This window comes from Dendronalium sp. ChiSLP03b (assembly GCF_034531165.2).
In the GTDB taxonomy this organism is placed as follows: Bacteria; Cyanobacteriota; Cyanobacteriia; order Cyanobacteriales; family Nostocaceae; genus Dendronalium; species Dendronalium minutum.
The window spans coordinates 33,612-47,515 of the sequence record NZ_JAVRBR020000043.1; the positions used below are offsets into that span (position 1 = coordinate 33,612).

Annotated in this window: 14 protein-coding genes and 1 tRNA gene; 6 read left to right on the forward strand and 9 right to left on the reverse strand. The window is 42.8% G+C overall.

The genetic code is table 11. The annotated features are described in order from the left end of the window. Positions 1-124: 124 nt before the first annotated feature. The 3 genes from RMY31_RS10835 to RMY31_RS10845 all read right to left on the reverse strand — a co-directional run bounded on the left by RMY31_RS10835 (position 125) and on the right by RMY31_RS10845 (position 1,370). Complete coding sequence (locus RMY31_RS10835; RefSeq protein WP_409877833.1) at positions 125-277, reverse strand: hypothetical protein; 153 nt, start codon at positions 275-277, stop codon at positions 125-127. 140 nt (positions 278-417) lie between these two features. After that, positions 418-491 (reverse strand) — tRNA-Pro (locus RMY31_RS10840). Positions 492-842: 351 nt separating this feature from the next. Beyond that, positions 843-1,370, reverse strand: a complete 528-nt coding sequence (locus RMY31_RS10845; protein ID WP_322660086.1) for a GNAT family N-acetyltransferase — start codon at positions 1,368-1,370, stop codon at positions 843-845. Between the two features lie 480 nt (positions 1,371-1,850). Here RMY31_RS10845 and RMY31_RS10850 point away from each other — a divergent pair, with 480 nt between their 5' ends. Next, positions 1,851-2,570 carry a hypothetical protein gene (locus RMY31_RS10850; protein ID WP_012410214.1) on the forward strand — a complete coding sequence of 240 codons (720 nt, stop codon included), beginning with the start codon at positions 1,851-1,853 and terminating at the stop codon, positions 2,568-2,570. A 106-nt stretch (positions 2,571-2,676) separates the two neighbouring features. Then, a complete protein-coding gene (locus RMY31_RS10855) occupies positions 2,677-3,609 on the forward strand; it encodes an alpha/beta fold hydrolase (RefSeq protein WP_322660084.1) in 933 nt (310 codons plus the stop codon). A gap of 53 nt (positions 3,610-3,662) precedes the next feature. Here the strand turns inward: RMY31_RS10855 and tsaD are convergent, their stop codons facing one another. Continuing rightward, complete coding sequence (tsaD, locus tag RMY31_RS10860) at positions 3,663-4,709, reverse strand: tRNA (adenosine(37)-N6)-threonylcarbamoyltransferase complex transferase subunit TsaD (protein ID WP_322660082.1); 1,047 nt, start codon at positions 4,707-4,709, stop codon at positions 3,663-3,665. Positions 4,710-4,884: 175 nt separating this feature from the next. On the opposite strand from tsaD, the gene RMY31_RS10865 reads away from it, so the two are divergent. From RMY31_RS10865 to RMY31_RS10875, 3 genes are all read left to right on the forward strand, one after another. Next, the gene (locus RMY31_RS10865) at positions 4,885-5,379 is read left to right on the forward strand and encodes a Photosystem I reaction center subunit III (RefSeq protein ID WP_322660080.1); all 495 of its coding nucleotides are present in this window, start codon (positions 4,885-4,887) and stop codon (positions 5,377-5,379) included. A gap of 39 nt (positions 5,380-5,418) precedes the next feature. Beyond that, on the forward strand, positions 5,419-5,568 hold the full coding sequence (psaJ, locus tag RMY31_RS10870; RefSeq protein ID WP_322660078.1) for a photosystem I reaction center subunit IX: 150 nt from the start codon (positions 5,419-5,421) through the stop codon (positions 5,566-5,568). Positions 5,569-5,839: 271 nt separating this feature from the next. Continuing rightward, on the forward strand, positions 5,840-6,361 hold the full coding sequence (locus RMY31_RS10875) for a photosystem I reaction center protein subunit XI (RefSeq protein WP_322660076.1): 522 nt from the start codon (positions 5,840-5,842) through the stop codon (positions 6,359-6,361). Between the two features lie 221 nt (positions 6,362-6,582). Here RMY31_RS10875 and gmk read toward each other — a convergent pair whose 3' ends face one another. The 5 genes from gmk to hetZ form a co-directional block, all read right to left on the reverse strand. Beyond that, entirely contained in the window at positions 6,583-7,182 is a 600-nt protein-coding gene (gmk, locus tag RMY31_RS10880; RefSeq protein WP_322660188.1) for a guanylate kinase, read from the reverse strand. Positions 7,183-7,354: 172 nt separating this feature from the next. Beyond that, a complete protein-coding gene (remA, locus tag RMY31_RS10885) occupies positions 7,355-7,621 on the reverse strand; it encodes an extracellular matrix/biofilm regulator RemA (protein ID WP_214436168.1) in 267 nt (88 codons plus the stop codon). 652 nt (positions 7,622-8,273) lie between these two features. Beyond that, positions 8,274-10,589, reverse strand: coding sequence for a DUF3488 and DUF4129 domain-containing transglutaminase family protein (locus RMY31_RS10890; protein WP_322660073.1), 2,316 nt, complete (start codon positions 10,587-10,589; stop codon positions 8,274-8,276). A gap of 397 nt (positions 10,590-10,986) precedes the next feature. Continuing rightward, positions 10,987-11,967 carry a PatU gene (locus tag RMY31_RS10895; RefSeq protein ID WP_322660071.1) on the reverse strand — a complete coding sequence of 327 codons (981 nt, stop codon included), beginning with the start codon at positions 11,965-11,967 and terminating at the stop codon, positions 10,987-10,989. Further along, positions 11,960-13,180, reverse strand: coding sequence for a heterocyst differentiation protein HetZ (gene hetZ / locus RMY31_RS10900; RefSeq protein WP_322660069.1), 1,221 nt, complete (start codon positions 13,178-13,180; stop codon positions 11,960-11,962). Before hetZ ends, RMY31_RS10895 begins: the two co-directional genes overlap by 8 nt. Before the next feature lie 207 nt (positions 13,181-13,387). Between hetZ and RMY31_RS10905 the strand changes: the two genes are divergently transcribed. Beyond that, positions 13,388-13,861 (forward strand): hypothetical protein, encoded by a 474-nt coding sequence (locus RMY31_RS10905; RefSeq protein ID WP_322660067.1) that lies wholly within the window; start codon positions 13,388-13,390, stop codon positions 13,859-13,861. The last annotated feature ends 43 nt before the right edge of the window (positions 13,862-13,904 follow it).

The window sequence follows — 13,904 nt, forward strand, 5'->3', positions numbered from 1 at the left end:
GTGATGAGATTGTGTTTTTCTCAATTTTGGCTTGCTATGCACTGCGTAATACTGTAGATGCCTATTATAGGTTGCTCTCAAGGAGGCAAAAATTTTCCCGACTGTTGAAGCGGTCAATGCCATTTTATTTGTCAATATTGGGTGACGCTACTACATAATCAATCGTTCCACTCACCACTGGTTTAATAGCTGCCATGTATGAAACCCAAGTAGAGGATTTCCTGACTGACGCGTCTAAGAGTAGAACAGCCAAAATGTACTTTCGGGTAAAATTCACAATTTAAACGTAGATTGTACCAAAAAAGTTCCAGTTAATCTTGGTTTATGTAGATAGCAAATTTTGATTTTTTTATTGGAGATATAAGAAAACCCCATATTTTTCAGTATGTCTGGGGTGTATGAATCATAAATTCTAAATCGGGATGACAGGATTTGAACCTGCGGCATCCTGCTCCCAAAGCAGGCGCGCTACCAAGCTGCGCTACATCCCGGATATATTCACTTTGGATTTTGCTGGTTTTGAGCTTAACCTAACAGCTATAGGATTTATAGCTCAAGGTATGATTACAAAACTTCGGCAAAACAGTTGAATTCTAATTTACGACGGCAGTAATGTCATCATATCAGATTTATAGAATATTGACTAACCACTTTTTACCATTCGTCTAGATAATATAAATTTTTACCCACCAGCGCTCCAAGTTTTAGTACCAACTTAGCTTTATAAATAAAGACATTTGGTTGCTTGTGGTCTGTTATGGTTTAAACCAAACCATGGTTATAGAATTTCCTTACTATAGCTGAGTTTTGTGGGGCGAGTTGCTTTGATTTGCTCTTAAAGATTAGTGCGGATACCAGAACATACCTTTAATACCTTCTGGGTCTGTCATAAAGCCCATACCGCGATAGAAATCTACAACATGAGGGTCAGCAAAGAGAGTAACGTTGCTAATTTCTTCACTCCTCAGTTTTTTGAGTACGTATTTCATCAATGCCTTGCCCAGTCCTTTACCTTGAAAGTCTGGGTGAACCACCACATCCCAAATAGTGGCATTAAATGCATGATCTGAGGTAGCACGGGCAAAACCAATGAGCCGTCTTTGGTTTCCTCGGACTTGCCACATAGAGGCTACGAGAAAACTATGCTCAATGGCTTTTTTTACTTTTCTCAAGGGACGACGCGACCAACCGACAGCATCACAGAGTTCTTCTAGTTCATACAGGTCAATATCTCGCTCCGTACTGAAAACGATGCGATCGCTATTGGCGTTAGGGTCGCCCGCAGCTGCCGCTGTATGCTCTTCAAAGCCAGTTGTCTTTGTTGCCGATACAGATTCAGGAGTACTAAACCAAGTTTTCCAAAAACCCATGCCAACGTGGTTCGGGTAGTATAACTGAATTGGTTACCACTCTCTACGAGTGTTGATTCACGTTTCACAAAGCTGATACCATCTCAATACCCATCACACTTAAATTTTTTCAGGTGTTTTCGGGATTCTCAATGGCAACAGTTTTTCACAGCGTATTTCACACCAATCATTTTCAACTTTAGCATTTTGTTGTAAAGCCTAGGAGAAATTCCCCAAAAGACGAGGATATGAGAGTGAATTATGTAAAGGATTGAGGAATGGGAATTAGGGATTGGGGATTAGAGAATAATTTGTCACAAGCCCTTATCTTTAAGAAGATATGGATATGAAAAAGAAACAATTGTGTGTAGCACTACGTGTCGATACCCAAGACGTAACGATCTATAGCTAGCGAATTTATAGTAGAGTTTCCCAGTCCCTAATCCCCAGTCCCCAATCACCAATTCCCAGGTGACAAAAGCAAGCGAGTCTTAACCAACGATGGCTTCTGGTTTAAAATCTTCCACTCTAGAACTCCTAAAGCGCTTCAACCGAGCGTTTCCCCAGTTTTATGAGCAATTTGTTAGCAGTGAAATTCAACTGCAAAATTTGCGGCTAGCCTACCGTCTCTATAAAACCAGACGCGCCGTTATAGAGTTAAAACCGGAAGGTAGCAAAAGTGCCCTGCATTTTGCCTACCGCAACCAGTCGTTTCTCCTCAGCGATATTTTTGGTGTACTGGCGGCTTATGGGCTGACTATCCACGGTCTAAGTTTATATGGTCAAATCCGACCACCGATGTTAGTTTTTATCAAATTGTTGGTATCTCGTGGCAGCAAAGCCTTGACTGAGAAAACCGCAGAAAACGTCTGCCGCGCCATTCGCGAGGCTTTGGGAGGGCGGTTTGAGGTAGAAGAGATGCTGGCAGTGGAATTCAACTTAGACACTGGCTTAGAACAAGTACAGACCGAGTTTTACGTCGATCCGGTATTTCATCTTCCTGCCCTAGTGATTGAAGCTGATAATCAACCGGGATTATTTTATAAAGTGATGTACGCCATCTGGCAGGAAGACCTGCTGGTAGTCAATGCCAATTTACTAGTTTGGCGTGGACGTACAAGGCTGATTCTGTACTTGTTGGGGCCGAATGAAAGCCTGATTCCTGAATATCTGGGTCACAAAATTGCCGAAGGCGTGCGGCAGAGATTGTTGGGTAAGTGAGTGTGCAATTAAAAATTAAAAATGTAAAATTAAAAACTTTTAATTTTTAATTTGTGTGTGTCATTCCTTATTTAGCCTTACCCCTGCTTAGGAGTACGATATAAGTATGGCAACCATTGAAATCTTGGGCGTTCCACACGCATACGAACTAACGGCTCCTACATCCTGCCCCTATGCTTTAGTGTTTATCCACGGTTGGCTAAATAGCCGTGGATACTGGCAACCTGTGATTTCTCGCTTGTCAGTAGATTTGCAGTGCCTGTCGTATGATTTGAGAGGTTTTGGTGAATCTCAATCCATGCCAGAAACTGATTTTAGTAGGGCACAAACTTCTTTAAATCTGACTCCTAACTCTAGTAGTACGCTCAACTCTTCATTTGATTCTCTTTATACTCCGGCTGCTTATGCTCGCGATTTAGTAATCCTTTTGCAACAGCTAAATATTACTAATGCTTGGCTGATTGGACATTCATTGGGCGGTACGATCGCTCTGTGGGCAGCTGCTCAAATGCCTGAGTGTATTAAAGGGGTCATCTGTATCAACGCAGGCGGCGGTATTTATCTCAAAGAAGCCTTTGAGCAGTTTCGTTCCGCAGGTCAGCGATTTTTGCAAGTCCGTCCGCGCTGGCTCTCTCAGTTACCTTTAATTGATTTGTTGTTTACTAGAACGAGTGTAGCCCGTCCCTTAGAGCGTTATTGGGCACGCCAACGAGTGATTGATTTCGTTGTGGCTGACCCAGAGGCTTCGTTGGGAACGCTATTAGACTCTACAACAGAGGAAGAGATCAATCGTCTACCCCAGCTAGTATCTCAACTTAAGCAGCCAGTATATTTTTTGGCTGGTGCTAACGACAAAGTTATGGAACCCAAGTATGTTCGCCATTTAGCTAGCTTTCATCGGCTTTTCCAATACTGTGGAGACAATGTCATTGAAATTCCCGACTGTGGACACTTAGCAATGTTAGAGCAGCCAGATGCGGTTGCTTCTCACATCCAGTCAATAGTCAATGCTCAAGAATCAGTGGTCAACAGTCATTAGTCAACGAGCAAAAGTCAAAAATCTTTATACTATTAACTCTGGACTATTGACTATCAAGCAGACTGATACAACTTCATCACTTGGGTAAGCGCTAATCTAGACTCAACGCCTAGGGTAATTGGAGATGTATGACCACGGGATAAATGGTCAGCTGCTGCACAGGCAATCATGGCGGCGTTATCGGTACAAAATTTCATCGGAGGGAACAAGACACGTAGGTTATGCTTGGCGGCAGCTGCTTGTAAAATTGTTCTCAGCCCGCTATTAGCTGCCACCCCTCCACCAACAGCAATCGTATTTAGACCGTAGTCGAGGGCACAAGCGATCGCTCTTTTGGTTAGCGATCGTGCTACGGTTTGTTGAAAGCTAGCCGCTACGTCCGCTACTGGTACTTGTCCGCCGTCTTTCTCTAATTGCTGCACTAAACGCAGTACTGCTGTCTTTAACCCACTAAAACTTCCATCATAGGGATGATATCCCCCACTGGGTAGAGAAACTTTCCCTTCTGGTAAGGCAAAGGCTTGGGGATCGCCCTCTTGTGCCAGTTTGTCAATTATCGGGCCACCCGGATAACCCAGCTTTAATAACCGCGCTACTTTATCAAAAGCTTCACCTGCGGCATCATCACGGGTCTCGCCTAAAGCTTCGTAAGTACCACAATCTTTGACATAAATTAAGCTTGTATGTCCGCCAGAAACGAGTAAGCTAAGAAAAGGAGGCTCTAAACTTGGCTCGCTCAAATAAGTGGCGTAAATGTGACCTTCAAGGTGGTGAACACCTAAAAATGGCTTTTTATATATTATTGCTAAGGTTTTGGCAGCAGTTAAGCCTACCAATAGCGCTCCTACCAGTCCAGGGGCACAGGTCGCAGCGATTCCATCAATTTGCCCCCAATCTAGTTTGGCTTGCTCCATTGCTTGAGTGATCGCTCCATTTATTGTTTGCAAGTGCTGGCGAGATGCCACTTCTGGCACTACCCCGCCATACTCCTGATGAACTGAGATTTGCGAGGCGATGATACTGCTGCAAACTTGACGATTGTTAACAATTGCAACGGCAGTTTCATCACAGCTAGATTCTATTGCTAAAACGATTGCCATTCTAGGGTCGTGCCAAATAACAACTTGTTTGAGAAGCTTTAACTTTTATTTACTTAAACTTTACTCGGTTACCGCGCAAGAGTATGATGACATGCTAGTTATACAAATAAAGACTGTACAAGCCGCTTCGTTTTGTACATAAAACTTTTTCTTTTGTAATAAAAGGAAACACTTCATGCGACGATTGTTTGCTTTGATTTTAGTGATTTGTCTTTCGTTCAGTTTTGCCCAGCCAGCGAAAGCTCTAGGGGCTAATCTTGTACCCTGTAAAGACTCTCCTGCTTTTCAAGAACTGGCAAAAAATGCCCGTAACACCACGGCTGACCCTGAATCAGGGCAAAAGCGCTTTGAGCGTTATTCTCAGGCGCTATGTGGTCCTGAGGGTTACCCCCACTTGATTGTTGATGGCCGTCTTGACCGCGCTGGTGACTTTTTGATTCCTAGCATTCTCTTTCTTTATATTGCTGGTTGGATTGGTTGGGTAGGTCGTGCCTACATACAAGCTATCAAAAAGGATTCCAATCCTGAGCTAAAAGAGATCCAAATCGACCTTGGCTTGGCACTGCCTATCATATTGTCAGGCTTTGCTTGGCCAGCAGCAGCACTCCAAGAATTTCTCTCTGGCAAATTAACAGCCAAAGATTCAGAAATTCCAGTTTCTCCCCGCTAATTCAGCATAATTCATTCATTTGTTTTGGAGACTAAACTCATGGCGGACAAAGGCGACCAATCATCCTATTTGATTAAATTTATTTCCACAGCGCCGGTGGCAACTGCTATCTGGCTGACAATCACAGCAGGTATTTTGATTGAATTCAACCGCTTTTTCCCCGATTTACTTTTCCACCCACTGCCATAAGTGGAAAATAGATTAAAGTCAGTTGAATGTGTTGTCTTTTGCCTAATATTATGTGATTGGCTTGTTCAGCCTAATTAGGTTAAATTATCAGCAAAATTAGGCTGTGAAAATATCTTTTTGAAACTCGTAAAGCTATATACAGCTTGCGAGTTTCATGCTTTGAAAGCAACTAAATTAATTTTTTTTAACTTTGCAATCAAAAAGCATCTTTGGCTACGAATATTATTAATATAAAAATGCCACCATTCTAATTTAGAGGCGAACATAAAATATGGCGCAAGCAGTAGATGCATCAAAAAATCTCCCTAGCGATCCGAGAAACCGGGAAGTAGTTTTTCCAGCAGGGCGCGATCCTCAGCAAGGCAACCTAGAAACACCAATTAATTCTTCTCCCTTGGTGAAGTGGTTCATTAATAACTTGCCTGCCTATCGTCCAGGTCTTAGTGTTGGTAGACGAGCTATAGAAATTGGAGCGGCTCATGGTTACTGGATATTTGGCCCCTTTGCCAAGTTGGGTCCTCTGCGGAATTCAGACAATGCTAACTTAGCTGGATTACTATCAGCTATAGGCTTGATTGTGCTTCTCACCGGTGCCCTATCTTTATATGCCAATAGCAATCCTCCCAAAGCACTTGCTAGTGTTACCGTACCCAACCCACCAGCAGATGCTTTTAACTCCAAAGAAAGCTGGAACAACTTTGCCAGCAGTTTCTTAATTGGTGGTATTGGTGGTGCAGTAGTCGCTTACTTTTTGACTAGCAATCTAGGACTAATTCAAGGTTTATTTGGTTAATTGAATTTTTGGTAATTGGAACTTTGTTAGTGGTTAGGGGTCAGTGAAAAAATAAACAACTGACAACTAACAACTTAAATTACTGATTACCAATCTAATTGTTGGCAAAAAAACAGAAATAACAAATGTCTGAAGGACACAAAGAAAAAGCATAGCTATTTCAGTGTGTCCTTTACTGTTTAGTCTTAAAAATGCTTGGTTGTGGTTCTCAAGAATCTTAATTATTTAAACAAAGCTGCTTCAATCGCATTGAGAGCGGTTTCAAAATCATTATTGACGATTTGAACATCAAACTCGTCGGCAGCTTTAATTTCTACTTTGGCACGGCACAGACGACGAGCGATCGCTTCTTCAGAGTCCTGTCCGCGTCCGCGTATCCGTTTCTCTAATTCCTCAAAAGAAGGCGGCAAAATAAAAATGCTGAGGGCGCTAGGAAAGGAAGTACGAATTTGTCTTGCCCCTTCTAGTTCAATTTCTAGCACCACCAACTTACCAGACAGAACCTGGTTAAGTACAGCTTCACGGGGAGTGCCGTAATAATTACCAGCAAATTCCGCCCACTCTAAGAATTGACCTTGAGCAACCAGTTGTTCAAACTTTCTGCGGCTAATAAAGTAATAGTTTTTGCCGTTGATTTCTCCAGGACGTGGAGAACGAGTCGTCACCGATACGGAATAATATAATTCGGGATGACGCTGTAATAGCGATCGCATTAAAGTGCCTTTGCCAACCCCACTAGGGCCAGTTAGAACAATCAGTTTGCCTGGAGACTGACCTTCTTTGGTAGTAGCACAACTCTGGATGGGTAAAACTTGCATCATCCGTTTAACCTGTGAATTAATCAATAAATATTATTCCTTAGTCATTAGCCTTGTGTTCGTTGCTAAAGCGAACTTTGACTAACAAATTTGTAGCACGAGTGACAGAAATGCCTAATTCACATGGTACTGCCGATGTGGTGCAAACAGGAGTGGGGCTATTGACCCACCCCCATTAATTATCTACAACATGATGCTCGCGAGAAATCACAAAGCGATTTGCTACCGTTTCTGGTTGAATCGCCGAAAGAATTACGTGGCTGGAATCAGTGATAATTACAGCCCTAGTCCGCCGACCATAAGTTGCATCAACTAGCTGACCTCTGTCCCGTGCATCGGTAATTATCCGCTTAATTGGAGCAGATTCTGGACTAACAATGGCAACTACTCGGTTAGCAGATACGATATTGCCAAAACCGATGTTAATTAACTGTATTTCCATAAAAGAACTGACACCAGATGTGGTGTACGAAGATAGGAATTTATTCCCATGTTATCCTCAAAAAATCGGAGTTACAACGCTTTAGGTCTAGCCAGCCTGAGTTTTTAAATAACCAATGCTTTTTTTAGCTATTTATCAGTAAAATCACCTTAAAATCTTCCTAAAGACACATGCAAAACCAAAAAAAGCTACTAATAAATTAAAAATGTTAGCTTCATCATGTAACTTAACGTAAGGCATGTATACTACAATTTGTAGGAGTTCATCAGTGATAGTTGCCATCGAACTAGAAAATTTATGTGAGAAGTTTACTTACAGTAAAGGTTAGGGACTCAACAGCACCCAAATAGAGATTGTCGCCGCCTTAAGGTAATTAATGAGACAATACACGATCTAGCGTTTCAGAACAGAGCAAACACTCCTAATCTCTGAAACCCTTACTAGACAAGGATATTTATTAAAAAATAGCCTAAATTATGAAACGCCCAAACCCTTAAAATTAAGGATTCTGATACTTTAGATGCGTTTGTCCTGCTAGAACCCACCATTTGTATGTAAGTGACAGATATAGCAAAATGCTGAGTAAAAACCCAGTTTCTTCAAGGCTTTGAGCAATAACTACTGTCCTAAAGGGCGTGACTACGGCTATAAATTATTTATAAGTCTTTTTCAATTCATGCCATCTTTGTTGCAGTCGCTTCAAGTCGGGAGTATGACCACCATAACGCCAGCCAACATAGGCTTGAGAAATTTCATCTATTACTTCAGCAGTTGCTGGGGCATGATGCTGGTATGAAACTTTAGCATACTCTAGCGGTGTTTGTGCTGGATGCTTGCCTAAACCTTTTTGCGCTGTCCATTGCAGCATTTTTTGATAAAGGTTTTCCATTGCTGGTAATTTCTTTAACCAACGACGATTTAACCACTCTCGCCACTGCACCCAACCAAACCAACCAAAGAAAGCTATGGTAGTAGCCAAGATTGAGCCAGTTAATAAACCTAGCCAACCTTGAGTGAATAAAGCGAAAAACCAAGCGATCGCTCTACTCACCCAACTAAATATTGTCCCAAAAATATTGTTCAACAAACCAGTTACCGGAGAAGGCAACCACCCTGCAACCCACTGCCAAAACTGGCGCAGCACGCTAAATGTTTGAGTATCTTCAATTGAGGGTGGAATCAGAGGATGGCCGGGAATTGGATCGAAGGTAAACCAGCCATACTTGGGGAAGTAGACTTCTGTCATGGCGTATGCGTCTGTATTTTTGACAACATACATTCCTGTAAACGGATTAAATTCTCCAGGACTAAAGCCTGCTACCAACCGCGCTGGGATACCAACGGAACGCAGCATTACTGTGAGAACTGTCGAGAAGTGGTCTGGATAACCGCCTTTATACTTAAACAAAAAAGCTTCTACGAGGTCGTCTTTTTCTCCCAAGTAAGGCAAATCTAAGGGATTTTCAGGAATTGAGTAGTGTTGTTTAAGGTACTGAGCTAGGTAGAGAACCTTTTCATAGGTTGAATCCAGACTTTTTGTAGATTTTCCGACCTGTTCTCTGTTGTAATTAGTTAGAAGAATTTCTTCGGTGCGTTGCTTGACTTTTTCAGCAATTTCGGGTGGTATTTGTAAATAATGATTTTTAATCTGCTGCGGATAGTTATTAGCAGCTTCTCCTAACAAAGTCCGATCGCGGTATGGTACTTCCGAAATCACAGTGTAAGTAAGGTCTTCAGATAGTCCCACAGGCGATCGCAACCCATTCTCTTTATCAACAGCAAGCATCGGTGTAGGAAAATAAATTTCTTTGGGATTAGCCATCGCTGGAATCAGGTTAGGCAAATCCGACACCATTGTGTAAGTCTGCACTACCTCTTGGGTTTTAACAGATATAGCTGGTAGAGGTAGATAAATTTGGTAAGACCAAGGCGATCGCTTGAGAGTGGTAACATCCTCATTGCGGGAAACTTCCCATCCTTTACCGGTATAGCGATCAAATGCCAGTACTCGCCAAAATCCCTCAGCCTGCGATCGTACCCGCATTACTACCTTGGGTTTCATCTCTCCCCGCAGGTTTTGGTTAATCTGGCTATTAAAACCGTAATAAAAACCGTTATCCAAACGTCCTGCTTGACCATTTTGGCTTTGTCCATTACCACTGCCTTGATTATTCGCATTGCCTTGACGGACATAACCGGGATTAATAATGCTACGACCTGTAAAACTGCCTTTAACTTCAATGGGAGAACTTACAGGAAACGTCCGCAATTGATAGCCAGGAAATCGGGGTAAAACAGCAAAAATTGCTAGTCCCAGCCCGACAATTATCATAAAACTTAAAACTAAAAATTTAAAATCAAAAATTGCAGAATTCTTCTTATTTAATTTGTCATTTTTTATTTTTAATTGTTGCAAGCCGAGTTGCGAACGGTAATTTAATACTAAAGTCGGCAATGCGATCGCTAAAAATAACAGTAGCACTGGAGCGAATGCTAAAGTTTGGCTCAATGTTGCTGCGATACCTAATAAAATCAACCCTATAACTATTGAATAACCCAAGTCCTTGCGGCGGGGCGTATCAAAACTGTGGAGTATTTGAAGTTGAATTAATAACTCTGCCAACGCCAGCCGCGTATCATTCAGTTCTCCTAGCAATCGCCCAAAGAAAGCACCCAGTGCTATTAACATTCCTATGGCGATACAGAATTTAACTGGAACATTGGCATTGCGACGACGGTAATAACTCCAAACCGCACCTACTACACTCAGTGGCACTGCCCAAAGACTAAATGTAGTCTCAGCAGCAATATCCGTCGCCACAATTCCAATAATTACCAACGCTAGCACTAGCACTCGCAAGGGAATCGAATCTTCCACTTCCGAAAAAGGCGACTTTTGCATATTTTGCCGCCAGCGATCGCTCAAAGGTAGAGGCCAAAACTGATTAATCCTGGTTAAGTTAAACATTTAGTGTAAGCAAAGCGATGTAGTAGATGCTATGAACACAATGTTTGGCACGTAAACTGACCCTGCTTACATCTGTTATTTTTCGGGAAGTCCTTCTAATACCAATATTGGAGTTGAGATTTGGGATTAAAAGTCTATTTTAGAAATCTCAAACAAAACTATCTTTGCTCATTTGGTATAAGAAAACAGGAACTCCCCGAAGGAAGCCTTTGGGAGTCTCAATGTCTTGTACATGTGTCTTTACGATTACTGGTTATCGTCGAAACCGCTAACGATCTTTTGTTAATAAAGTAGAAACCCTAACGATCGGTTATTAAAAAACGATAGGTTCAAACCACAACCATCATCTTATTTATTGGTGTCGGTTGACCTGGAATGTTAGCGGTGAAAATTTCGCTTAAATCGTGGGATTAATCACAAACAACAACGGCTTTCGATCTAGTTCTGGAAACTCGACTTCCAAAGTATAAATCGGGTTTGGGTGCGGACAGTGTAATTCTACACTCAAGCATCCTGGAGTCGAAGACTTCGCTGTTGCTCGATTACCACTTCCTTTGAGCTTTAAAGTACCTTTAGCGGGTAACTCAGCGTGAACATGCAGTTGTGTCACCTGACCCTGAGACTGATATTCTACTCTCAACGTCAGAGGACCCGCGCTGGTTAACCATTGTTTTTCAACCACTGGCTGGGATGGTGACACTGGTAGAGTCAGACTTTCTAGCAGCTGTTTAGCCGCCAGCAGCGACAATGCCATCTGTTGACGCGGTTTTAGATCGGAGTAATCGCTCTGAATATTGGGCATTGTACCCAAGGCATCTACAGACCGATAGGTACTTCTCAGTACCAATCCAGCGATGTCGTTGAGTGTCTGGGACTCGTTAGGGAAAAAGCCCTCAACTACTTGAACTAATTTCGCCCCTAGCGGCAGTGAAGATGTGAGCAAAGCTTGGCACTGTTCTAGCAATTCCCGGAAAACTCTCTCCGGTAGGGGAATGGGCAGACTCAGCTTTGATTGCTGCGCCATCCACCCCCAAGCAGGGCCTAATGCTAGCGATCGCTCTTCTACGCAATCTGGGTACTCTACTAATTGTGATTCCCAAGGGAATAACGGTGGGTGGTTCTCGATTTGGATTTGTAACCGACGCTTGAGGACGGCCTGGAAACGTTCTTGCACAGTAGGAATTTCTCCCAATTGAAAGGTTTGGGGGGTTCCTTCCAAGTCTTGCTCGCCATTTTTTGACATAGCTGCTTCCTTGGTTGGGTTGTCCGCCCCTTCAATGCCCTCACTTTGTACCAAGTTTTGCTCGTGGGTATCGACATTATCTGCCAGTACCCAAGCGAGTAAATGGTTTTGTAAGGATTCTGAGTCACTATTCATGAGTAGATGCACCCGATCCGGACACTAAGGAGTTACGAATTTCCCAAGCTTGTTCTAGGATCTTAAACCACCGTTTCTGAAGTTGTGCTGTTGATATCCCCAAAGTTTTGGCAATTTTTTCGTCAGGTTGCCCTTGTTGCTTCAACTCTAGTAAAGCCCGTTGTTTATCGTCCAACTGTGCTGTGTATACTTGCCATTGCTGGGGAGTTAAGCCCAAATTGGTATGCAAAGAGGCTTCCAGCCACTCATGAACTAATTCCCAACGATGCAATAAGGCAAACCGAATTAAATGATATTTAAAGCGCTGCTGTAAGTAATCTCTCTGACGAGGGGTTAAACCTAAAACCGCCTCGATTTCCTGTGTGGACAGGTCTTGGAGGCGGAGGGCGAAGTAATCAGCGCAATCGGATTGTTGCCGTTGTTCGAGATAATCCATTAATTCGGTAACTACAACGGAACGCAAAGTGTCTTCTTCTGGTTCAGGTGCTGCTTGCGTCGCCATTGTTGAGCGCAATTGCTGTACTGCTGGCTCTTCCCAAGAACCGTCGGCTTCGTTGCTGCTACCTTCTGCGGCTTGTTCTATGTCTACGCTGCTTTCTGGGGGTTGCTGTTGGGAGAAAGTTTGCGCGCGCAGAATAATCAACTGCTGCTGACGGCCTGGTAACGGAATCCGCCGCTTGCCATAGCGCTCCGTAAATGCCATGTATTCTGCTAATTCCAACAGAGTCTGGGGACGATAGGTGGGACCAAGTTGATTCTCCCGCCGAAAAGCGTTCAACGCCTCCAGATAAAAACCCTGTAGGAAATCTTCAATAATAGTCAACCGCCCTTGATAGCTCAGTTGTCTTTGAGGAGGATTAATGTAACGATAAATAATTGCACTCAAAGTACTGTGCAATTCCACCCTGCCCCGATTAGAACCCAACTGATAGTACCTCAGACACTGTTGCAGCCGATGTTTGGCTAAGGTCATTGCTGAGTTTTCGATAGCACCGGAAGCTTGGATACGTTTACTCTCACTGCAAATCCGGTATACTTCGGTAGTAATTCGTGTAGCCACATCGTGGCAATTCTGGGCTGAAGCTTTGGTTGACTGTTGAAGCTCCTGGGATAGGAGTTGAAAGATCGCCTCCACGCCGATAGAAATTTCTCCCTGAATTGTTACGGTTGGAATTGTTGCGGTTGGAATTGTTGCGGTTGCGGCTGAATTCATAGTCTCGGTTTTCAAAAGACCCTAACATGCTTAAATACAACCTGTACGACCGTGGGTATTGGCTTTTTGGGTTTTGCGTATAAGCTAAACGCAGAGGCCAATCCTGCGTTTAGGATGTGGCTTATTTTATTGTTCCCAAATCTGATGGGATTTTTCACATTTTGATAGATGTTATTGCCATTACCCAGGAGTCATTTACAAGTCATTATGGATTTAGAAAAACAAATTCAATTGCTTATTGACAATGCACCCCACGATGGTATAACACCACATTTTGTCGCAGCAATTGCCCCTGCACTAAGCGCGATCGCCCAAAAATTACGCCACTCCCAGTACTATATTCTCCAAAGTTTGGAGGGCAACTGGGTTTTAACTACATTGAGCAACCGTGCAAATCCAGGATTGGAAAAGCGCGTGATTTACGCTTTTTCTACCATACAGGATGTTTCCCTAATTCCATCTGCTGGGCTTGACCCTCAAATCCTAGCGAAAGCTCTTCCTGTAACCCATATTTTGTTCCAATTGGTAGCATTAGAACCCGTAGATAGTATCGTTTTTTTGGAAACGCCGGGTACGACCACTCATACTGTAGAAGTTCAGCGAGATGAATTGCAAAAACTCATGCAACAACAGATAAAAGCACAGCTTAAGCCTAGACAGATACCCCCTGATATTGCATAAATAAATTTTGGAGTTTGGATTTATTAGATACAGTCCTAAATCC